The organism is Amycolatopsis orientalis DSM 43388 (assembly GCF_000411975.1).
GTDB lineage: Bacteria > Actinomycetota > Actinomycetes > Mycobacteriales > Pseudonocardiaceae > Amycolatopsis > Amycolatopsis orientalis_D.
In genome coordinates this window covers 1-20,340 of the sequence record NZ_ASXG01000008.1, presented here as the reverse complement: position 1 = coordinate 20,340, position 20,340 = coordinate 1, and the positions used below count along the sequence as shown (strand labels likewise).

19 protein-coding genes and 1 pseudogene are annotated in these 20,340 nt (G+C 71.3%); 7 read left to right on the top strand and 13 right to left on the bottom strand.

Annotation, left to right across the window (positions count from 1 at the left end; genetic code table 11):
• Window positions 1-32: 32 nt before the first annotated feature.
• The 5 genes from L942_RS44820 to L942_RS00800 all read right to left on the bottom strand — a co-directional run bounded on the left by L942_RS44820 (window position 33) and on the right by L942_RS00800 (window position 6,025).
• Complete coding sequence (locus tag L942_RS44820) at window positions 33-1,730, bottom strand: phage holin family protein (protein WP_037353516.1); 1,698 nt, start codon at window positions 1,728-1,730, stop codon at window positions 33-35.
• A gap of 148 nt (window positions 1,731-1,878) precedes the next feature.
• The gene (locus L942_RS00815) at window positions 1,879-2,862 is read right to left on the bottom strand and encodes a Ppx/GppA phosphatase family protein (protein WP_037353514.1); all 984 of its coding nucleotides are present in this window, start codon (window positions 2,860-2,862) and stop codon (window positions 1,879-1,881) included.
• Between the two features lie 215 nt (window positions 2,863-3,077).
• Window positions 3,078-3,767 carry a response regulator transcription factor gene (locus tag L942_RS00810; RefSeq protein WP_037353511.1) on the bottom strand — a complete coding sequence of 230 codons (690 nt, stop codon included), beginning with the start codon at window positions 3,765-3,767 and terminating at the stop codon, window positions 3,078-3,080.
• Window positions 3,764-5,002 (bottom strand): sensor histidine kinase, encoded by a 1,239-nt coding sequence (locus L942_RS00805; protein WP_037353509.1) that lies wholly within the window; start codon window positions 5,000-5,002, stop codon window positions 3,764-3,766. The genes L942_RS00810 and L942_RS00805 overlap by 4 nt, the downstream gene beginning before the upstream one ends.
• 150 nt (window positions 5,003-5,152) lie before the next feature.
• The gene (locus L942_RS00800; RefSeq protein WP_037353507.1) at window positions 5,153-6,025 is read right to left on the bottom strand and encodes an oxidoreductase; all 873 of its coding nucleotides are present in this window, start codon (window positions 6,023-6,025) and stop codon (window positions 5,153-5,155) included.
• 76 nt (window positions 6,026-6,101) lie between these two features.
• Between L942_RS00800 and L942_RS00795 the strand changes: the two genes are divergently transcribed.
• Window positions 6,102-6,728 (top strand): response regulator transcription factor, encoded by a 627-nt coding sequence (locus tag L942_RS00795; RefSeq protein WP_037353505.1) that lies wholly within the window; start codon window positions 6,102-6,104, stop codon window positions 6,726-6,728.
• Window positions 6,725-7,630: a hypothetical protein gene (locus L942_RS00790; RefSeq protein ID WP_158684398.1), complete on the top strand. Its 906-nt coding sequence runs from the start codon at window positions 6,725-6,727 to the stop codon at window positions 7,628-7,630. The genes L942_RS00795 and L942_RS00790 overlap by 4 nt, the downstream gene beginning before the upstream one ends.
• Window positions 7,631-7,707: 77 nt before the next feature.
• Here the strand turns inward: L942_RS00790 and L942_RS00785 are convergent, their stop codons facing one another.
• The 7 genes from L942_RS00785 to L942_RS00755 form a co-directional block, all read right to left on the bottom strand.
• Window positions 7,708-8,457, bottom strand: a complete 750-nt coding sequence (locus L942_RS00785) for a phosphoglyceromutase (protein WP_037353501.1) — start codon at window positions 8,455-8,457, stop codon at window positions 7,708-7,710.
• A gap of 421 nt (window positions 8,458-8,878) precedes the next feature.
• A complete protein-coding gene (locus tag L942_RS00780) occupies window positions 8,879-9,697 on the bottom strand; it encodes a DUF4349 domain-containing protein (protein WP_051165641.1) in 819 nt (272 codons plus the stop codon).
• Between the two features lie 66 nt (window positions 9,698-9,763).
• Window positions 9,764-10,276, bottom strand: coding sequence for a YbjN domain-containing protein (locus L942_RS00775; protein ID WP_009071931.1), 513 nt, complete (start codon window positions 10,274-10,276; stop codon window positions 9,764-9,766).
• Window positions 10,273-11,571, bottom strand: a complete 1,299-nt coding sequence (gene mshA, locus L942_RS00770; RefSeq protein WP_081654891.1) for a D-inositol-3-phosphate glycosyltransferase — start codon at window positions 11,569-11,571, stop codon at window positions 10,273-10,275. The genes L942_RS00775 and mshA overlap by 4 nt, the downstream gene beginning before the upstream one ends.
• 13 nt (window positions 11,572-11,584) lie before the next feature.
• Window positions 11,585-12,406, bottom strand: coding sequence for an alpha/beta fold hydrolase (locus tag L942_RS00765; protein WP_037353498.1), 822 nt, complete (start codon window positions 12,404-12,406; stop codon window positions 11,585-11,587).
• Between the two features lie 28 nt (window positions 12,407-12,434).
• The gene (locus L942_RS00760) at window positions 12,435-13,622 is read right to left on the bottom strand and encodes a L,D-transpeptidase (RefSeq protein WP_037353496.1); all 1,188 of its coding nucleotides are present in this window, start codon (window positions 13,620-13,622) and stop codon (window positions 12,435-12,437) included.
• A 166-nt stretch (window positions 13,623-13,788) separates the two neighbouring features.
• Entirely contained in the window at window positions 13,789-14,844 is a 1,056-nt protein-coding gene (locus L942_RS00755) for a UDP-N-acetylmuramate dehydrogenase (protein ID WP_037353494.1), read from the bottom strand.
• A 470-nt stretch (window positions 14,845-15,314) separates the two neighbouring features.
• On the opposite strand from L942_RS00755, the gene L942_RS00750 reads away from it, so the two are divergent.
• The 5 genes and pseudogenes from L942_RS00750 (at window position 15,315) to purU (ending at window position 18,869) form a co-directional block, all read left to right on the top strand.
• Window positions 15,315-15,815 carry a DUF2505 domain-containing protein gene (locus tag L942_RS00750; protein WP_037353491.1) on the top strand — a complete coding sequence of 167 codons (501 nt, stop codon included), beginning with the start codon at window positions 15,315-15,317 and terminating at the stop codon, window positions 15,813-15,815.
• Window positions 15,794-16,594 (top strand): hypothetical protein, encoded by an 801-nt coding sequence (locus L942_RS00745; RefSeq protein WP_037353488.1) that lies wholly within the window; start codon window positions 15,794-15,796, stop codon window positions 16,592-16,594. The genes L942_RS00750 and L942_RS00745 overlap by 22 nt, the downstream gene beginning before the upstream one ends.
• 69 nt (window positions 16,595-16,663) lie before the next feature.
• Window positions 16,664-17,461, top strand: a complete 798-nt coding sequence (locus L942_RS00740) for a DedA family protein (RefSeq protein ID WP_037353486.1) — start codon at window positions 16,664-16,666, stop codon at window positions 17,459-17,461.
• A pseudogene (locus L942_RS00735) lies at window positions 17,373-17,972 on the top strand (maleylpyruvate isomerase family mycothiol-dependent enzyme); the annotation flags it as partial. The gene L942_RS00740 and the pseudogene L942_RS00735, both read left to right, overlap by 89 nt.
• 45 nt (window positions 17,973-18,017) lie before the next feature.
• Window positions 18,018-18,869, top strand: a complete 852-nt coding sequence (gene purU / locus L942_RS00730) for a formyltetrahydrofolate deformylase (protein WP_037353483.1) — start codon at window positions 18,018-18,020, stop codon at window positions 18,867-18,869.
• A gap of 59 nt (window positions 18,870-18,928) precedes the next feature.
• Here purU and L942_RS00725 read toward each other — a convergent pair whose 3' ends face one another.
• Window positions 18,929-20,092, bottom strand: coding sequence for an IS110 family transposase (locus L942_RS00725; RefSeq protein WP_037353482.1), 1,164 nt, complete (start codon window positions 20,090-20,092; stop codon window positions 18,929-18,931).
• Window positions 20,093-20,340 lie beyond the last annotated feature (248 nt).

Below are 20,340 nucleotides of genomic sequence, written 5' to 3'. Positions count from 1 at the left end.
GCCCATCCTGCCCCAGCGTCCTCGGCGGCGGGTTACTTGGCCACCAGCAACAGCGCCGCGGGCGACACCGTCACCACCAGTCCGACGAGAATCGCCAGCAGCGTCGTCTGCAGGTCCTCGGCGCGGCGGATCTTCCGCACGATCCAGACCAGTGCGACGATCACCAGCAGCGCGCCCACGAGCGCGGCCGGCGCGAGGTTGACCCACAGCCAGTTGAAGCCGAGCCACACCGCGGCCCCGCCGACGACGCCCAGCGCCAGCTGCCCGGCCAGCGTCAGCCACTGCTTGCCCGCGGACACCGCGGGTTCCGGCTCGGCTTCGGCCTCCGGAGCGTCCTCGGCGACGGCTTCCTCGGGGTAGTCGTCGTACTCGTCGCCTTCGGCGTACCCCTCGGCGTGCTCGTAGCCCTCGGCGTGCTCGTACCCGTAGCCGTCGTCGCCCTCGAAGTCCGGCTGGCCCTCGGGGTAGCCGGACGGCTCGGCGAACTCGCGCTCGTACTCGGCCAGATCGTCCTCGACCGGTTCCTTGCCGCCCGGCGCGAACGGCATCGGGGCCGGGTAGCCCGCGGTCGGCGGGCCCGCGTCGTAATCCGCGGGCGGGTACTCGTCCTCGTAGCCGTCGTCGACGTAGTCGTCCTCGGCGTACTCCGCGGCCGGTTCCGGCTTCGCCCCAGCCGGCGGGACGGCCGGCATCATGCCGACCTCGGTGTCCTCCAGCTGTTCCGCCTGCCGACGCTGCCGCCAGCCGGCGAGACCCGCGGGCGGCGCGTCCTCGGCGACGGGCTCGGCGGGCGGGCCGTCGATCGCGTCGAACTGCTCGGTGTGCGGCTCCTGTTTCGGCGCCGGACGGCGGGCCGGAGCGCGCCGCGGCCGGTTGGGCGGAGCTGCCGGGGCGCCGGGCGCTGGGAACGCACCGCTCGCCATCGGCGCGGCGGGCGGTTCCGGGGCCTCGCCGTCGACACCGTCGAGCCGGGCCGCCAGGCCACCGTCCGGCGGCTGCGGAGTCTGCGGCGGCTGCGGGGCGGGACGACGGCGGAGCGGCGGCACCGCGTCGCGGGTTTCCTCGTCGGCGGCCCTTGGACGCGGCGGACGGCCACGCGGCGGCACCGGCATCTGCCCGGATTCCTGCGGCGGAGCCGGCGGACGCACGTAGCCGGTGCCCTGCGGACCGGCCGCGGGCGGCGCGGGGCGGGCGAACTGGCCCGACTCCTGCGGCGGCGCGGGCGGGCGCACGTAGGCCGAATCCTGCTGGCCGTTGGCCGGGCGCGGGTACTGCCCGGACTCCTGCGGCGGAGCCGGGGGACGCACGTACGCCGAGTCCTGCTGGCCGTTCACCGGGTACTGGCCCGACTCCTGCGGAGCCGGACGCTGCCCGGAAGGCTGGGCGTTTCGCGGCCCGGAGTCCTGCGGTGCGGGGTACTGCCCTGAAGGCTGCTGCCCAGGACGCGGGTACTGGCCCGATTCCTGCGGGGCCGGGCGCGCCGCGTCCGGACGGCGGCGGCCGCCCGGGGGACGCGACGGAGGCGGCGGAGTGCCGCCCTCGGACGCGACCCGGTCGATGATCGCCTGCGGTCCGGTGTCGGTGAGGCCCGAGCGCCGCGGAGCGGCCTCGTCCTCGTCATCGGCCGCCCTGCGCCTGCGTCGCCGTCCGCCGTCGACCTGCTGCCCGTGCTGGGCGAGCAGTTCGGCCACGGTCTTCTGGGGCTGGTCGCCGCCGGTCTGGTCCGTCATACCGTGCTGTCCAAAGCGCGCTCGGGGTTGGTTGTGGTCACTCGGGCACACCTGCCTCCGGAGCCGCGCGCGATCGACACCGTGCAGTGCATGTCCGTCACCTCTTCACCGTGCCTGGTCTTCGTCGGCCAAGTCCAGTCCGCTGCTTTCACCGGTCCTCCCCGCTCGCCGAAACGCCGGCGAGGGCCGTCCCAGTTTCGTCCGCGCCGTTGGCGTGGTCCAACCGCCGCAGGATGACACCCTCTCGCAGCGCCCAGGGGCAAATCTCCAACTCGGTGAGGGAGAGTGCCCGCATCGCGGCCTGCGCCACCAACGCGCCCGCCACGAGCTGATGCGACCGGCTCGGGCTGACGCCTTCCAGCTGGCCCAGATCCGCGGCGGTCATCCGCGAAATGAAGGCGATGAGCTGGCGAAGGGCGGTGTCAGTCAGCGTACGGCGCACGCGGGGGCCGGCCGCCGAGGGGGCCGCCCCGGTCAGCCGGGCGAGCGAGCGGAACGTCTTGGAGGTCGCCACGACCCGGTCCGGAAGGCCCTGCGCGGCGACCTTCTTCGCGAGCCCGGCGAGCTGGTCCTCGAGCCAGGCCGAGGTCGCGACGACCTCGGAGCGGGTGGGCGGGTCGTGCCGGAAGCGGGTGCGGGTGGTGCGCCCGGCGCCGAGCGGAAGCGATTCGGCGAGTTCGGGCTCCTCGTCGCGGCCCATCGCGACCTCGAACGACCCGCCGCCGATGTCCAGCACCAGCAGTTGCCCGGCCGACCAGCCGTACCAGCGGCGCACCGCCAGGAAGGTGAGCCGTGCCTCGTCCTCGCCGGACAGCACCCGCAGGGTGACGCCGGTCTCGGCGGCCACCCTGGCCAGCACTTTCGCCGAGTTCTTCGCCTCGCGCACCGCGGACGTCGCGAACGCCATGACGTCCTCGCAGCCGAGCCGCGCGGCCGCGGCCTTGGCCGATTCGACCGCCCGGACCAGGCCGTCCGCGCCGGAACGGCTCAGCTCGCCGGACCCGGTGAGCTGTTCGGCCAGCCGCAGCATCGTTTTCTCGGAGTGCATCGGGGTCGGGTGGGCGCCACGGTGGGCGTCGACCACGAGCAAGTGGACGGTGTTGGAACCGACGTCGAGTACCCCTAGGCGCACGAGGATTCAGCGTACCGGTCCCAGTGCCAGGTCTCGAAACTGTAACCAACTCCACTCGGATCGACACCAACTCAGCGTGCGCGAACCAGCACAGTGTGCGTTGAAACCCGGGCAAAAACCGTGAAGGGCCCCTTGCGGGCATCAGCTACCCGCATGGGGCCCTCGTCCGGCCGTTCCCGACACCCCGGCCGACCCCTCGTCCGCCGGGGAACCGCTCAGGTCTCGAACTTGTAGCCGAGCCCGCGCACGGTCACCAGGTGCCGCGGCGAACCCGGGTCCGGCTCGATCTTCGAGCGGAGCCGCTTCACGTGGACGTCGAGGGTCTTGGTGTCGCCGACGTAGTCCGCGCCCCACACCCGGTCGATCAGCTGGCCGCGGGTGAGCACCCGGCCGACGTTGCGCAGCAGGTACTCGAGCAGGTCGAACTCCTTGAGCGGCAGCGAAACCTCGCCGCCGTCCACCGTCACCACGTGCCGTTCGACGTCCATCCGCACCGGTCCGGCCGACAGCACCAGCGGCGCGAGTTCGCCGTCGCTGCCCGGCTCCCCGCCGCGGCGAAGCACCGCGCGCACCCGCGCGATCAGCTCGCGCGCTGAGTACGGCTTGGTCACGTAGTCGTCGGCGCCGAGTTCCAGCCCGACGACCTTGTCGATCTCGCTGTCGCGCGCGGTCACCATGATCACCGGCACCGCGGAACGCTGCCGCAGCTGCTTGCACACGTCGGTGCCGCTCATCCCGGGCAGCATCAGGTCGAGCAGCACGATGTCGGCTCCGTTGCGGTCGAACTCTTCGAGCGCCTGCTGGCCGGTCGCCGCCACCGCGGCGGTGAAGCCCTCCTTGCGCAGCAAGAAAGCGAGCGGGTCGGCGAAGGACTCTTCGTCCTCGACTATGAGAACCCTCGTCACAGGTTTCCTCCATGGTCTGGGCTGGAGACTTCCTGCCCGGTTGCCACGAGCCGGGGTGTCCGCTCGGGGGTCTTGTCCGGCCGCGCGGGCGCGACCTTGCGTGCGGTGTCGGCGGGTTCGGTGCGCACGTGCGCGGGGATGCGCAGGGTGAAGGTCGACCCGGTGCCGGGACGGCTCCACAGGCCGACCGAACCGCCGTGGTTGGCCGCGACGTGTTTCACGATCGCCAGTCCGAGGCCGGTGCCGCCGGTGGCGCGCGAACGCGCCTTGTCCGCGCGGTAGAAGCGCTCGAACACGCGCTGCTGCTCGTCCTCGGCGATGCCGATGCCGCGGTCGGTCACCGCGATTTCGACCATGCCGTCGGCGAGCCGGCGCGAGATCGACACCGGGCTGCCCGCCGACGAGTACGCGACCGCGTTCTCCAGCAGGTTCGACAGCGCGGTGACCAGCAGCGTCCGGTCGCCCTCGATGAGCAGGCCGCTCGGCGCGTCGGTGGTGATGGTGATGTCGGCGGATTCCGCGGACAGCGTGGTGCGCCCGAGCGCCTCGCGCACGACGGCGTCGACCTCGACCACGTTGAGGTCGGGCAGCCGTTCGGCGCCCTGGAGGCGCGACAGCGCGATCAGCTCGGTGACGAGCTGGCCGAGCCGGGTGGACTCGCGCAGGATCTTGCCGCCGAAGCGGCGGACCTCGTCGACGTCCTCGGCGGCGTCCAGCACGGCCTCGGTGAGCAGCGCGATCGCGCCGACCGGGGTCTTCAGCTCGTGGCTGACGTTCGCGACGAAGTCCCGGCGGACCGCCTCCAGCCGGATCGCCTCGGAGTGGTCGACGGCCTCGACGACGGTGAACCCGTCGCCGAGCGGCCGGACCTCGCCGAGCACCGCCTCGGGCTGGCGGCGGCCGCGGTTCTCCAGCGGCGAGAGGTCGACCTCCATCGGCTCGTCGGTCTCGACGACCTGCTCGGCGGCCTTGCGCGCCCGCGGATCGGCCTGGTTCACCCGGACGAGGCCGAGTTCGTACGCCCGCGGATTGTGCAGCACCAGGTCGCCGAACCGGTTGAGCACGATGACGCCGTTGTTCGAAGAGCGGATCAGCCGTTCGAGCAGTTCCGCGACGGTGGGGCCGGTGGGCCGGACCGCCTCGCGCCGGGCCCGTGCCCGGGCGGCCAGGAACCCGGCGACCGCGCCGACGACAAGTGCGCCGATGGCCGTCAGCAGGACAACAGGCGTGGTCACGAGGGAATCGTAAGCATCCCGGTAGCCTTCCGGCCTAGTCCTGGAAGCCCTGTCGTGAGGCGAGTGACACCTGAGGGGTACATATTCGCCTCGGGGTCAGGCCCCGTTCACCCGATCGAGATGTTTCGGCCAAATCGATCCGGATGCCGGTCAGCGGCCGTCGAGGGTCGCGAGGTCCTCGTCGGTCAGCTTCAGCGCCGCCGCGGCGACGTTCTGTTCCAGGTGAGCGGGGTCACTGGTGCCGGGGATCGCCAGCACGTGCGGGCCCTGCGCGAGCGTCCACGCGAGCCGCACCTGAGCCTCCGTCGCGTCGTGCCGGCGCGCGACCTCGGCCACCCGTTCGTCGGACTGTCCACTCGCTACGGCGAAGAACGGCACGAACGCCACGCCCTGTTCGCCGCACAACCGCAGCAGTTCGTCGTCCTCGCGGCGGGCGGAGAGGCCGTACTGGTTCTGCACGCACACGACCGGCGCGATCGCCTGCGCCTCGGCGAGGTGCTCCGCGCCGACATTGGAAATCCCCAGCTCGCCGATCAGCCCCTCGGCGCGCAGTTCGGCCAATGCGCCGAAGTGCTCGGCGAGCGAGCCGGTGCCGCGGTCGAGGCCGGTGCCGATCCGCAGGTTGACGACGTCGATCTGGTCGCGGCCGAGTTCGCGCAGGTTCTGCTCGACCTGGCCGCGCAGCTCGTCGGGACGGGCGAACGGCCGGAACTGGCCGGATTCGTCGCGGGACGGGCCGACCTTGGTGGTCAGCACGAGATCGTCGCGGTACGGCGCGAGCGCGGCCTTGATCAACGCGTTGGCCGACCAGGTGGTTCCGAAGTAGAACGCGGCGGTGTCGAGGTGGTTCACGCCCAGCTCCACGGCGCGGCGCAGCACCGCAATCGCGCGTTCGGCGTCGATCGGCGCGTTCGGGTCGAGCGAACCGCCGAGCCGCATCGAGCCGAAGCCGAGCCGGTTGACGGTGCGGGAGCCCAGCTGCCAGGTGCCCGCGGCAGCGGCGGGAAGTGTCGTTTCGGTCATGTCTCCAGCGTGCTTTCCCTGGCGAGCCCGGCGGCGGGTTTGGCAGCAAGCTGCCAACGCGGGAACACTGGAGGACGTGCCCCGAGCCGAGGAAGTCGCGAATCTGCGCGACGAGCGAGAACTGGTCGAGCGCGCCGGACACCTGCTCGCCGGAGCCGCCGAGTTCGCCTGCGCCGCGAACGACTTGCACACCTGGTCGGCGATGCAGAAATTCGCCCAGGAACTGCCGAAAGCGCGCAAACTCCGGGTCCGCAAGGTCTACCTCTCGCGGGTCCTGCTCGACCCGGCCGGCGCCGAGCACCTGCAGACGCTGCAGCGGTTCGGCGCGGAAGTCCGGATCAGCGACCACGAGATCAACGAGACGATCCTCCTCGACGGCCGCGTCGCCATTCTCGCCGCCGGTCCCGGGTACAGCGTCGTGACCGGCCCGGATTTGGTGCGCGGGATCTCGTCGCTGTTCGAGGCCGCCTGGCGTTCGTCGACCGCGATGGAGGCGTACGAGACGCGGTTCGCCGAACTGCGCCAGTACACCCCGCAGCTGCTCGACCTGCTGTCTTCCGGTTCCACGGACGAAAAGGCGGCCCGAGAGATGGGCGTCGGGCTGCGGACGTACCGTCGGCGGGTGGCCGAATTGATGGATGTACTGGGTGCGACGTCGCGGTTCCAAGCGGGTGCTCTCGCGAGGGAGGCGGGCCTGCTGTGAGGCGCGCTGTGCTCGCCGCGGCCCTGCTCACCGCGGGATGCGCCGCGTCCCCCCAACCCGCGCCGCCCGCACCTGCTCCCGCGCCGCCGAATGTGGCCTATGTGGACGCCAAAGCGACGAGTGACGCGGTGTCCGGCATCAAAAGCGCGGTGGAAAAGGCGTTCAGCTATGACTCCACGAAGCCGGACGAGGTCGCGAAAACCGAGCAGGAGTACCTCACCGGCGCGGCCCGCGCGCAGTTCGACAAGACGTTCGCCGAGGTCCGCACCGAGCCGGTGACCACGCAGACGCAGGTCATGGAAACGGGGCTGGCCGAGCTGACCCCGGACCACGCGCGGATGCTGGTGGCGGCCACGCAGCACAGCACCCGTCCCGACGGAGCCAAGAACCAGGCCGGCGCGCTCATGCTGGTCACCGCGGTCCGGACGAGCGGGCACTGGCAGCTGCAGGACTTGAACTTCGACCCGCGCGGCCCGATCGCCACGGCCGCCGGCCCGGCGAAAGGCCTTGCCGCCACGAGGGATTCCGCGGTCGCCGCGGCCCGCCGCGACGGCGGCGTCCTGATGACGGTCGACCCGCAGAACATCGACCGGAACTACGCGGACTGGGAGAACGTGGCTGCCGAGCCGCTGCTGACGCAGTTCCGGACGAGCCGCCAGGAGACGGTCGACAGCATCAAGAAGACCGGGAAGAAGTCGGCCTACGGTGTCGACTCGACGGCCGCGCTGACCGAACTCAGCCCGGACGGCACCCACGCGTCAGCGCTGCTGGCCGCCTTGCTGACGACCACCGGCGGCCAGAATCCCGGGGAGAACCGGCTGCCGATCCACCTCGACCTCGTCCGGCAGGGCAGCGAATGGAAGGTGTCCGGGATGAAGGCGATTACCGCCTCCGGATCCTGAACCCGCTGTGGACGCCATTGCGCCCGCTGCCCGCTCGGAAGCGGACAGCGGGCGTAATCGACTCCGCGGGCGAGGGCTCAGCGGCCCTGGTTCGCGACCGCGGCCGCGGCTTCCTTCGCTGCCTCCGGGTCGAGGTACTCGCCGCCCGCCTTGACCGGCTTGAGGTCCTCGGTCAGGTCGTAGCGCAGCGGGATCCCGGTCGGGATGTTCAGCGCGGCGATGTCGTCGTCGGAAATCCCGTCGAGGTGCTTGACCAGCGCGCGCAGCGAGTTGCCGTGCGCGGCCACCAGCACGGTGCGGCCGGCCCGCAGGTCGGGGACGATCGCCGACTCCCAGTACGGCAGCAGCCGGGCCACGACGTCCTTCAGGCATTCGGTCAGCGGGGCCTGGTCGCCGAGGTCGGCGTACCGCGCGTCGCCGGTCTGGCTGAACTCGTCCTTCGGGTCGATGGCGGGCGGCGGCGTGTCGTACGAACGGCGCCAGAGCATGAACTGCTCTTCGCCGAACTCGTCCAGCGTCTGCTTCTTGTTCTTGCCCTGCAGCGCGCCGTAGTGCCGCTCGTTGAGCCGCCAGTCGCGCTTGACCGGGATCCAGTGCCGGTCGGCGGCGTCGAGGGCGATGTTCGCCGTGCTGATCGCCCGGCGCAGCAGCGACGTGTGCACCACGTCCGGCAGCAGCCCCGCCTCGGCGAGCAGCTGCCCGCCCTGCCGGGCTTCGCGCTCGCCGGTCTCCGAAAGGGGCACGTCCACCCAGCCGGTGAACAGGTTTTCCGCGTTCCACGTGCTCTGTCCGTGCCGCAGCAGCACCAGGGTCCCAAGTTCGGCCATGGCCACCAGCCTGCCAGAGCGCGCCAGCGCCGCCGGTAGTGCGTCCACCCCTCTACCCAGAGTGCGTTACCCGGGAGTAACACTTTCACCCGACGCGCAGCCGGGTTGCCCATGAGCAGGCCAAAGAGTGCAAGGCGCTGCGCACTGTTATCCCTGTCTGCGAATTTCACTCGAACGGAGTAACCAGTAGTCTTGTGATTACTGGTCGACATCTGACAGGTTGGGCATGTCCCGCTCAGCCGGATTCCACGCACTCCCGGCTGATCACGGGCAGTGACCGCGGCTCGTCTCCCCCTGCCGAGCCGCGGCCCGCCGGCCCCGTTGGCATCCCCCTCGTCACCGGGTCCAGCAAGGCGGGACCTGCAGCGGGACGGCTCGAGATCGCGACTCCCCCCTCCCTCGAGCCGTTCCGCCAGCCCCGCTACTGCGCGAGCCGGGCCTTGCGCCGCCGCAGCCACCAGAACACCGCGCCCGCCGGGATCCCGAACGCCACCGCGAACGGCAGCAGCACGCCCAGCACCCGCACCAGTCCGCGGCAGAAGCCGACGAACGCGTCCCAGCCCCCGGACAGCCCGGAGAGGAAGCCGCCCGCCTGCGCCGGGGCCTGCTCCTTCGTCACCGACAGCGACACAGTCGCCATCGCGACCCGACCGGCCAGCGACGCCTGCTGCCGCTCCAGCGACTCCAGCGTGGCCTGCCGGCTGGTCAGCTCGCTCTCGACCGACGCGATCTCGGACACCGATTGCGCCTTCGCCAGCAGCGCGCGGATCCGTTCGACGCTCGCGCGCTGAGTCGCGAGCCGCGCGTCCACGTCGACCACCTGCGCGGTCACGTCCTGTGCGCTGATTTCCCGCCGCTTCACCTGGCCGAGCCCGCCGAGCTGGTCAAGCACGCCGTCAAGCTTCTCCGCGGGCACCGACAAGGTCAGCGAAGCGGAATCGTCTGTCGCACTCTCTTGTCCGGGGTAACCGCCCGCGCCGGCCGCGATCGCCTTGGCGCGCGACACGGCCTCATCAGTGTTCGGCGTCGTGAGCTCCAGCTGCGCACTACGCGCCAGCTTGCGATCAGTCGCGCCGGGCTCCGGCACGGACGCCTGCGCGGTGCCCTGCCTTGGCGCTGCCCCCTGTTCCTGCTGCGCGGGCGCGACAGCCGACCTCGCCGAATCCGCGCTGGTGCCGCTGCATCCGGCCAGCAGCACCAGCGCGCCGCCCGCGAGCACGCATCTCCATCGGGTCCGCATTCCCGTCTCCCTCCAGTCGATGGCGGGGAGACGGGCCGGCCGGGCGGACCCGTTGCACGGAATCGGTTACGACTCGGTCAACCCCGGTTCGTGCCCTCCGGCGGGTTCGGCGAGGTGTTTGAACGCCTGGAGGTTCGCCAGCGATTCGCCGCGCGAGACGCGCCAGTCCCATTCGCGCTTGATGGAGGTGGCGAACCCGATTTCCAGCAGGATGTTGAAATCGCCGTCGGCGGCCTCGAGCACCTGGCCGAGGATCTTGTCCAGTTCGGACTCGGTCACCGTCTCCTTGCCGAAGCGGCCGACCAGGTAGATGTCGCCCAGACTGTCCACTGTGTAGTGCACGCCGTAGAGCCGGGCGTTGCGCTGCAACAGGAACCGGTACACGTCCTCGTGCCGTTCGTCCGGACGGCGGCAGACGAACGCCTCCACCGAGAACGCGTGGTCGCCGTCCACGAGCCAGCAGTTGGTCTGCAGCTTCTTGGTTCCGGGCAACGTCACGAAATAACGGCCTTCGCCGCGACGGTCGTATTTCAGCCCACTCGAGTCCAAAGTGGACTTGATAGTCGCGTCCAGGCTCACACTGCCACCTCCGCCCGCAGTTCCAGCGCCTGCCGGAACGCTCTGGTCGCCTGAGCATAGATGTCGAGCAACGAATCCGTGGTGCGCCGCCAGGAAAACCGCTGCGCGTGCCGCACCGCGTTGGCCGCCAGTTCGGCGCGCCGCTCCGGCCGCAGCGCGACCGAGGCGAGCGCGTCGGCCCATTCCGCCGCGCCGTGCGAAGGAACCAGCAGCCCGGACACGCCGTGCGGCACCGCGACCGGCAGCCCGCCGACCTCGGCCGCCACCACCGGCGTCCCGCACGCCTGCGCCTCGAGAGCGACCAACCCGAAGGATTCGTTGTAGCTCGGCACCGCGACCACATCGGCCGCGCGGAACACCGTGCGCAGCTTCGACCCGTTCTGCGGCGGCAGGAAACGCACCTGTTCGGCGATGCCCAGCGACACCGCCAGTTCCCGCAACGCCTGCGGCTGCTCCAATCCGGTGCCCGACGGTCCGCCGACGACCAAAACCACCAGCCGCGACGCCAGTTCCGGCCGCCGCCGCAGCATTTCCGCCGCCGCGTGCAAAAGCACGTCCGGTGCTTTGAGCGGCTGGATCCGTCCGGCGAAGGCGAGCACGACCGCGTCCGGCGGCAGATTCAGCTCGCGGCGCGCGTCCAGCTGCGACCCAGGCGTGAACCGTTCGAGGTCGACGCCCGGCGGCACCGCGTGCACCGCGTGCGTCGAGGCTCCGTAGAGGTCGACCAGCTGCCGGGCCTCGACCTGGGTGTTCGCGACGAGACAGTCGGCCTCGGCGACCACCTGCTCCTCGCCCATCACGCGGGTCCGCGGCTCGGGCTTGTCGCCTTCGGCGAGCAGCGCGTTCTTGACCTTGGCCAGGGTGTGCGCGGTGTGCACGAGCGGCACGCCCCAGCGATCGCGGGCGAGCCAGCCGACCTGGCCGGACAGCCAGTAGTGCGAGTGGATGAGGTCGTAGTAGCCCGGCTCGTGAAACGCCTCCGCGCGCAGCACGCCCGAGGTGAAGGCGCACAGCTGCGCGGGCAGCTCGTCGCGCGCCAGCGGCTCGAACGGCCCGGCCGGCACGTGCCGCACCGTGACGCCCGGCGCCAGCTCCGCCAGCGGCGGCTGGTCCGACGAGGTCGCCCGGGTGAAGACTTCGACCTCGATGCCGCGCCGCGCCATCTCCTGCGCGGTCTGGCTGACGTACACGTTCATCCCGCCGGCGTCGCCGGTGCCCGGCTGCTCGAGCGGAGAGGTGTGCACGGACAAGACCGCGATCCGGCGCGGCTCAGCGATGAATCCCTTGAGGGTCACCTGGTCACTCCTGCTACTCGGCTGCGTCCCCGGCGAACCGCCGCAGCGCGGAGTTGAAGTCCTCCGGCTCCTCGACGAACGGCAGATGCCCGGCCTCAACGAACCAACGCAGGACCGCCCCCGGAATCTTCCCGGCGGAATACTCGGCCGCCGAAGGATCCACCACTCCGTCGGCCGAGCCGTGCACGACGAGCGTCGGTTTGTCGACCGCGGCGAGCACGTCCGCGCTGCCGATGTCCCGCCGGAACAGCGCGCCGCGCACCGCGGGCGGCACTGAAAGCGAGCTGCCGAGCATCGCCTGCGCGTACGCGCCGGGCACCTTCGGGCTGGCCTGGGCCCGGGTGAACTCGACCAGCGCGGGGATCGCCACCTCAGCGTCCTCCGAAAGCGCCGCGGGCAGCGCGGCCCGCATGATCGGCCCGGTGGCCCCGCCTTCGCGGTTGCGGCCGATCTCGGTGATCGCTCCCACGAGCACAATGCCGCCGAGCCGTGCGGTGCCGTGCACGCGCAGGTAGTCGGTGATCACCAGGCCGCCATAGGACCAGCCGACGACGATCGCGTCCGGACCGGCGAAGTCGAGCACCGCGGCGAGGTCGCCCGCCCACTGCCGCGGATCGTCGTACCCGCCGGAGGGGACGTCGGAGCCGCCGTGCCCGCGCAGGTCCATCGCGACGAGCCGGAACTGCCCGCTCAGCGCCGGGTCGGCCAGCTGAGCCGACCAGGCCGCGGCGGACTGGGCCCAGCCGTGCACGAAGACGATCGGACGCGCGTTCTCCGGCCCCTCGGCGCGCAGTGCGATCCGCACGCCGCCGGCCCCGGTTACCTCAGTGTTCACTTCTACTTGTTAGCAGACGGCTAGTGGATCACTTCGCGGCCGACATCGACTTCCAGGTGGCCCAGTCGTAGAACCAGTCCTTGACGTCGGAGTTGGTCGGGCTGCCCAGCCGCGAGCCGGTGATCTCGACCGGGTCGCCGATCATCGCCGAATCGAAGTAGGCTTTCGCGTCCGCCTCGAGCAGGTTGACGCAGCCGTGCGAGTTGTTGGTCTTGCCGATCGCGGCCGCGTTGTCCTGGTTCTCGTGGATGAACTCGCCGTGGTTGGAGAACCGGCAGGCCCACTTCTTGTTGACGTTGGTGTAGCCGTAGCGGGCGTTGTCGAACACCGCGTGCGGCTCCTTGGACATGATGATGAAGGTGCCGTTCGGGGTGTTGCGGTCGACGACCGAGTCCAGTCCGTTGGAGCACGGGTAGCTCGCGCTCTCCGCGCCGCCGCGGTAGACCTTCATCACATGGTCCGGCGTGTGGATCTTGACCACCTGGTTGCGGCCGATCTTGAACTTGGTGCTGACGTCCGATTTCACGTAGACGCCCCCGCCGAGGTCCACGCCGTACAGGTTGGCCTCGACCTCGACGGTCGTGTTGGCCGGCCAGTACTCCTTCGGCCGCCAGTCGACCTGGTTCGGCGACAGCCAGGCCCACGAGCCCTCGACGTCGTTGCTGGTCTTGACCTTCAGCGCCTTCTCGACCGAGGCCCGGTCCTTCGGCGCGCCCCCGTTGAACTTGACGCTGATCGGCATCGCGACGCCCACCTCGGCGTCGTCGCCCGGGTTGAGCGTGGCGCGCACCGTCTTGGCCGGGCTGACCGTGGAGAACGACCCCTTCAGTTCGGCGGGCCGCTGGTCGGTGCCGGTCGCCTTGGCCGAGTAGGTGTAGGTCTTGCCGTAGCCGAGCGGTTCGGAACTGGTCCAGGAGAGGCCGTCGGAGGCGAGTTCGCCCTTGATCTCGTCGCCGCCCTCGTTGGTCACCTTGACCTCGGTGAGCTTGCCTTCGGTGACCTTCACCACTACCGGCTCGCGCACGCTCGCGTCCTTGGCCCCGACGGCGGGCGTCGCGGTGAGCTTCGCCACCGGGGCGACCGGCTTGCCGCCGTTGTCGCCGCTTCCGCCCTGCGGCACCGCGGTGCCGTCGTTGCCGCCGCCCGAGCACGCGGCGGCCAGCGCCGCCGCACTCGCCGCGGCAACGGCCTTGAACACCGTACGGCGCTCGATCACGGTCCTACCTCCACTTGTCCCCCGCACCGGCTTCTCCCACGCATCTCAGCGCCGGTGACCGATTCGACGTTACCTGCCGAACCGGAAATTCCTCTCTATCCGGCTAGACGTTTCACCCGGTGCCCGGTTGCGCGTTCGCTTGATCCCCCGGGTTACCCCGCGGACCTCAAAGCGAACAGTTGATCAGCAGTGGTTCCGGATACAGCCGCACGCCGAACCGCGCTTCGACGCCGTCGCGGACCTCGCGGGCGAGCGCGAGCAGGTCGCCGGTGCTGGCCCCGCCGCGGTTGGTGAGCGCGAGAGTGTGCTTGGTGGACAGCGAAACCCGGCCGCCCGGCCCGGGGTAACCCTTGCCGAAGCCGGCCCGCTCGATCAGCCACGCGGCGGAGAGCTTCACCCCGCCGCTGGCCGGATACTGCGGAACCTTGCCCTCGGTCGACTCGGCGATCTTGTTCAGCACCGCCGGAGCCGCTTCCTCGGGGACGATCGGGTTGGTGAAGAACGAGCCCGCGCTCCAGGTGTCGTGATCGGCCGGGTCGAGCACCATGCCCTTGCCGCGCCGCAGCCCGAGCACTGCCTCGCGAGCCCGCGCGGCGGGGACTTTCGCGTCGATTTCGACCCCCAGCGTGCGCGCCAGCTCGGCGTACCGGATGGGCGCGGACTGCCCGCTCGGGTCGATCCGGAACCGCACGCTGAGCACGACACCGCGGTCGGTGCCCTTGAGGACGCTGGTGCGGTAGGCGAAGCCGAGCTCGTCCGCCTTGACCGTGCGCACCTCCTTCGCGGCCCGGTCGTACAACTCGACGGAAACGATCGACTCGGCCACCTCGCCGCCGTACGCGCCGACGTTCTGGATCGGCGTCGCCCCGACCGACCCGGGAATCCCGGAGAGACACTCGAGCCCGCCAAGCCCGCTCTCGACCAGCGCGGCGACGAACGCGTCCCACTCCTGCCCAGCGGCCACCTCGACGACGTCGCCGTCCCGGGTCCAGCCGGTAGTGGCGATCCGCACGAGGGTGCCGTCGAAGCCTTCGTCGCCGACCACGAGATTCGACCCGCCGCCGAGCAGCAAAACGGGCTCACCAGCTTCGTCCGCCTCCCGCACCGCGGCAACAAGGTCAGCCGCAGTGGTCGCAGTGACGAACCGACGCACCGCCCCACCGAGACGGAGGGTCGTGAAGTCGGCGAGACGAGCCAGGCCAGGCGTTTCAGCGATGTCCACGAAGCTTGACGGTACTGCGCGCCCTCCGCACCACCCCCGCGGACCGTCCGTGAGGGCTACCCTCACCACCTCTGGTTCCCCCAGCGTTCCCCTCACGGCCCGCCGCAGTCCGCGAGGGGCCCCTTCACGGACTTAGATTCCCTCAAGGAGCCCTTCACGGCCCGCCGGCCCCGCCAGTGTGCCCACTCGCCTGCGACAGGCCCCAAGCCACTGTGCGGACGCGGGGGCACCAGCCCACCTACCCCCGAACCGCAACCGGCGCACCCAAAATTCGAGGCACCCAGCCCCTCCCCCGCACCCCGATACGAAGCCTCCCTGCGGTCTTGGGGTGCTTGTCAAGGCACGCTTTCCCGCCTTGACAAGCACCCCAAGACCGTCAGCACAATCCGGCTTCGGGGTGCCCCACGCCACCCCCAACTGCAATGTCGCCGCCAGGCGACGAGCCGCCCCGCCCAGGTACTGTCCGCTACATGGGATCCCGCATCGAGCACCGCGGCGAATTCGACGGCTCGCTCGACACCGTCTTCACCGCCGTAGCCGGAGAGGAAGCACTGCGCGCCCGCCTCGCCGCACTAGGCGGAGACGACGCGAAGCTCCTGTCCTACACCGCCGAAGGCGACTCCGTGCGCTACGAACTCCAGCACGGCATCAAGGCGGCCAAACTCCCGCAAGCCGTCCGCGCGCTGCACAAGGGCGACATCATCGTCAACCGCACCCAGACGTGGAAGCGGTCCGGCGACGAGTACACCGGCCGGTCCGACGTCGGCGTTGGCGGCGTGCCGGGCGAGATCAGCGCCTCGACCTACCTCACCCCGAAGGACGGCAAGGTCCTGCTGCGCACTACCGGCGAGGTCGTCGTGCGGATCCCGCTCTTCGGCGGCCGGATCGAGGAGTTCGTCTCCGGGCAGGTGGTCAACCTGCTGCGGCACGAGGACGAGTTCACCGCACAGTGGCTGGCCGAGCACGCCTGACTCCGGTGGGAGCCCCGACCAGGGGCACCACCAATCCCAACCGGTTGCGCCGGGTCGACCGCTGGCTCGCGAGCGACCCGGCCGTCACGCGGCTGCTGCGGCGGGGCGAAAGTCCCCTCGTCGTCGATCTCGGCTACGGAGCGTCGCCGGTCACGACGGTGGAGCTGGCCCGCTGGCTGGCGCGGATCCGGCCGGACATCCGGGTGCTCGGGCTCGAGCTCGACCCGGTGCGCGTGGCCGCCGCGCTGCCCGCCGCTGATCCGCCGCGGCTCGATTTCCGCCGTGGCGGCTTCGAGCTGGCTGGAACGCGGCCGGTGCTGGTGCGCGCGTTCAATGTGCTGCGGCAGTACGCCGAGGAAGAGGTTCCCGGCGCGTGGCAGCTGATGCTCGACGCGATGCCGCCGGACGGGTTGCTCGTGGAGGGCACCTGCGACGAGATCGGCAGGCTGGTCACCTGGGTCGTGGTCGGGGCCGACGGCCCGCGCACCCTGACCCTGTCGCTGCGCCTCGCCGAACTCGACCGTCCGTCCACAGTGGCCGAACGGCTGCCGAAGATCCTCATCCACCGCAACGTTCCCGGCGAACGCGTGCACGCCCTGATGTCCACTTTGGACGAATGCTGGGCGGCCGCCGCGCCGCACCGTTCGTTCGGCGTGCGGGCTCGCTGGACCGCCACCGTCGCCATGCTCGCCGACCGCGGCTGGCCGGTTTTCGGCAATCCGGACCGCCGCCGGCTCGGCGAGCTGACCGTGGCCTGGGAGAGCGTCGCGCCGCGCTGAACCCACCTGTTCACCACCCGCACCCCGCTGAGTCATCCCGTGGTGACCTTCAGTGCTGACGATGAGCGGGTGGAACTGCTGGAACACGTCACCGAGCTGATCCGGGGCACGCTCGGCTCGCCCTGGCTGTGGGTGCTCGTGTTCGCGATCGCCGGGCTGGACGCGCTGCTCCCGTTCATGCCGAGCGAAACGACCGTGGTGACCGTCGCCGTCCTGATCGGGCCGGACCTGGGCCGGCTCGCGCTGCTGGTCGCCGTCTCCGCCGCCGGGGCGTGGGCGGGCGACTGTCTCGGCTACGCCGTGGGCCGCGCCGCCGGACCGCGTGCCGTGGCCTGGCTGGAGCGCGGACCGTCCGGGCGGCAACGCTACGAATGGGCTCGCGACCAAGTCCGCCGGCAAGCGCCGTTGCTGATCGTCGCCGCGCGTTACCTGCCCGGCGGCCGCGTCGCGAGCGCGCTCGCCAACGGCAGCCTCGGCTATCCGCTGCGCCGGTTCATGCCGCTCGACGCCGTGGGCGCGACGCTTTGGTCGGTGTACAGCGCGTTGATCGGACTCGCCGGAGGCGCGGCTTTCGCCGACCGCCCGGGGTACGGCCTGCTGCTTTCGCTGCTGCTCGGGTTGCTGCTGGTCGTGCTCATCGAATTCGGCCGGCGGGTGCGGGTGCGCAGGCTACGGTCGAGGCATGGACGCGCCACGCCTGCTGGAGGCGATCGACATCCACGCCGACCGGATCAAGGCCGCGGCGCTCGCCGCGGGTCCGGCCGCGCCGGTCCGGAACTGTCCGGAGTGGACAGTGCAGGACCTGGTGACGCACCTGACGGCGGTGCTCTCGTACACGGTCGCGGCGATCACCGACCGGAATGCTGAGCCCCGGCCCGGTACGCACACCTGGGAGGACGCCCTCGGCCGCTGGGACGGCGAACGGATGGCCGTGCGCGAGGCCCTGCGCCGCCCGGCGGACACCCCGCTGCGCTCGCCGTTCCCGCACGGCGGACCGGTCACGGTCGGCGACTGGACGCGGAGGCTCGCGCACGAGTTCGCCATCCACCGGCTCGACGCGGAAAGCGCCCTGCCCACGCCGCCGGGCACCCGGTACCGCACGGAGTTCGCCGAGGACGGCATCGACGAGTTCCTCGCCTTCCTGACCCCGCGCCGCAGCCGGCCGAGCGGCCGCGACGGGATCGTCCAGGTCTCCACCGACACGCGGACATGGACGGTTTTGCTGCACCCGGATCAGCCGCCGACGCTGGGCGAAGGCGTGCCGGACCTCACGCTCGCCGGCCCGGCCGACGACGTCTACCGCGCGCTGTGGGGCCGTCCGAACCACGCGGAAAAAGTCGGCGACGCCACCCTTCTGGAGCCCCTCGCAGCGCCCTGACCAGCGGCCGGAGAGAATGGACGGGTGTCAGATCCCCAGCGTTACGTGCTCACCTTCGGCTGCCCCGACCGCACCGGCATCATCGCCCGCATCTCGGGCTTCCTCGCCGACCACGGCGGAATGATCGTCGAGGCGGCGTATCACACCGACCCGGACTCGGGCTGGTTCTTCACCCGCCAGGTCGTGCGCGCCGATTCGCTGCCGTTCGACGCCGCGGGACTGCGCGAGCGGTTCGGCGCGGTGGCGGACGAACTGTCCGCGGAGTCGAGCTGGCAGGTGCGCGACACCGGCGAGCGGCCGCGCGCGGTCGTGCTGGTTTCGAAGGCCGGGCACTGCCTGTACGACCTGCTCGGCCGGGTCGCCTCCGGTGAGCTGGACGTCGACATCGCCGCGGTGATCGGCAACCACGATTCGCTCGCGGACATCACGCGCGCGCACGGGATCCCGTTCCACCACGTGCCGTTCCCGGCGGGCGACCCGGACGGCAAGGCGGCCGCGTTCGCCAAGGTCCGCGAACTGGTCGACGCGCACGACCCGCACGCGATCGTGCTGGCGCGGTTCATGCAGGTGCTGCCCGCGGAACTGTGCGAGGCGTGGGCTGGACGGGCGCTGAACATCCACCACAGCTTCCTGCCGTCGTTCGTCGGCGCGAAGCCGTACCACCAGGCGCATACCCGCGGCGTGAAGCTCGTCGGCGCGACCTGCCACTACGTCACCGCCGACCTGGACGCCGGGCCGATCATCGAACAGGACGTGATCCGCGTCGATCACGGCGATTCGGTGCCGGACCTGGTGCGCAAGGGCCGGGACATCGAGAAGGTGACGCTCGCCCGCGGCCTGCGCTGGCACCTGGAAGGCCGTGTTCTGGTGCACGGCAACCGGACCATGGTCCTCTGACGCGCCGCGGCTCTCCCCGAACGTCCGTGAAGGGCTCCTTGAGGGTTCCTCTGTGTTTGTCAAGGTGTGTGGTTCGGGGCGGTAGGGTTGTGGGTGGCGGGTCCGGGAAGTGACTTGTCCGAAGAGTCGGCTGTCGGGGTTGGGCCGGCCGCGCTGGATGTCAGAGTCGTCCCCGTGTGTCCTCCCGGGCCTGCCGCTGGCGCCTCCCGTCGTTCGTCGGCGGTCATGACTCGCCAGACGTGGTCGGCGAGGCGGCGTTTGAGGCAGCGCATCGCTTCGTTGCGGGTTTTGCCTTCGGCGATCTTGGCGTCGTAGTAGACGCGCCCGCGGGTTCCGGGCATGCGCGCCTGTGTCAGCGCGATCGTGTGCAGCGCGTTGTTGAGCCGGCGGTCGCCCCGGCGGGACAGGCGATGGCGCGTCTTGTCCGCGCTGGCGATCTCGACCGGCGCGGCGCCGGCGTGGACGGCGAAGGCGGCCGCGGTCGGGAATCGCGAGGCCCGGCCGGTGCGCCCGAGCAGCCGTGCGGCCACCGCCGGCCCGACGCCGGCGATGCCGGGCAGGCTGCTGCCGGACTCGGCGACCGCGTCCTGCATCCGCTTGCGGTTGGTCTTGAGGCGGCCGTCCAGCGCGCGGAGGTCCTCGACCAGATCCCGTGCGAGGTCCTTGCGGGCCCGCTGCGCCGGCGAGGCCGGGCGGATCCCCGCGAGGATCCCGGCGGCCCGCCCGGCGGTCAGGCCGGCGGGCGCGCCGCCGGGCAGCAGGTCGCGCAGCAGGGCATGCAGCTGGTTGACCGTCCGGGTGCGCTGCCGTGCCAGGTTGCTCCGCCGCTCGTCGAGCATCCCCAGCACCGTCGAGGCGCCCTCCGCGGCCACCAGGCCCCCGTCGCCCTGCAGGGCCGCCACACCGGCCGCCGCCGCTGCGTCCAGGGCGTCGTTCTTCCGCCGGCCCCGCGACAGCTGCCGCACCCGCGCGGTCGCCGTCGCGGGGACGTCCACGACGGTCTCGCCCCGCGCGACCAGCCACTGCGCCAGATGACGGCCGAGCCCCCAGGCGTTCTCCACCGCCCACCGCCGCTGCCCGAACCCCCGGCCCCAGGCCAGCAGCCTGCGATACCCCGGCAACGCCGCCTCGACGCGCACCGTGCCCAGCGCCGCGCCGGCACCCGGCTCCAGCGCCGCCGCCGTGTGGCTGGACTTATGCGGATCGACCCCGATCACAACCATCAACCGCGCTCCTTTCCTGCACCGGACAAGGGAAACCGCGGTCGACATTCCGACTTCCAGCTTGTCGCGCCCGAACCTCTGTTGAGTCAGACCGCAGCCGGCGCCAAGCCAGGACGCACACCCTCAACAAGCCAGCCCCACAGGCGGCAGGAATCTCACGAGCGATCCCGACCCGACGCCTCCGGCAGACTACGACCAGTGATCAGCCAGCCCATCCAACCGGTCCCCACACACAAGCCGGAATCTAA

Bases quoted from the DNA above. Each gene is read 5' to 3' on its own strand.
- L942_RS44820 (WP_037353516.1), bottom strand. From the start codon at position 1,730: ATGACGGACCAGACCGGCGGCGACCAGCCCCAGAAGACCGTGGCCGAA.
- L942_RS00800 (WP_037353507.1), bottom strand. From the start codon at position 6,025: ATGACCGAAACGACACTTCCCGCCGCTGCCGCGGGCACCTGGCAGCTG.
- L942_RS00785 (WP_037353501.1), bottom strand. From the start codon at position 8,457: ATGGCCGAACTTGGGACCCTGGTGCTGCTGCGGCACGGACAGAGCACG.
- L942_RS00780 (WP_051165641.1), bottom strand. From the start codon at position 9,697: ATGCGGACCCGATGGAGATGCGTGCTCGCGGGCGGCGCGCTGGTGCTG.
- L942_RS00750 (WP_037353491.1), top strand. From the start codon at position 15,315: ATGGGATCCCGCATCGAGCACCGCGGCGAATTCGACGGCTCGCTCGAC.
- L942_RS00725 (WP_037353482.1), bottom strand. From the start codon at position 20,092: ATGGTTGTGATCGGGGTCGATCCGCATAAGTCCAGCCACACGGCGGCG.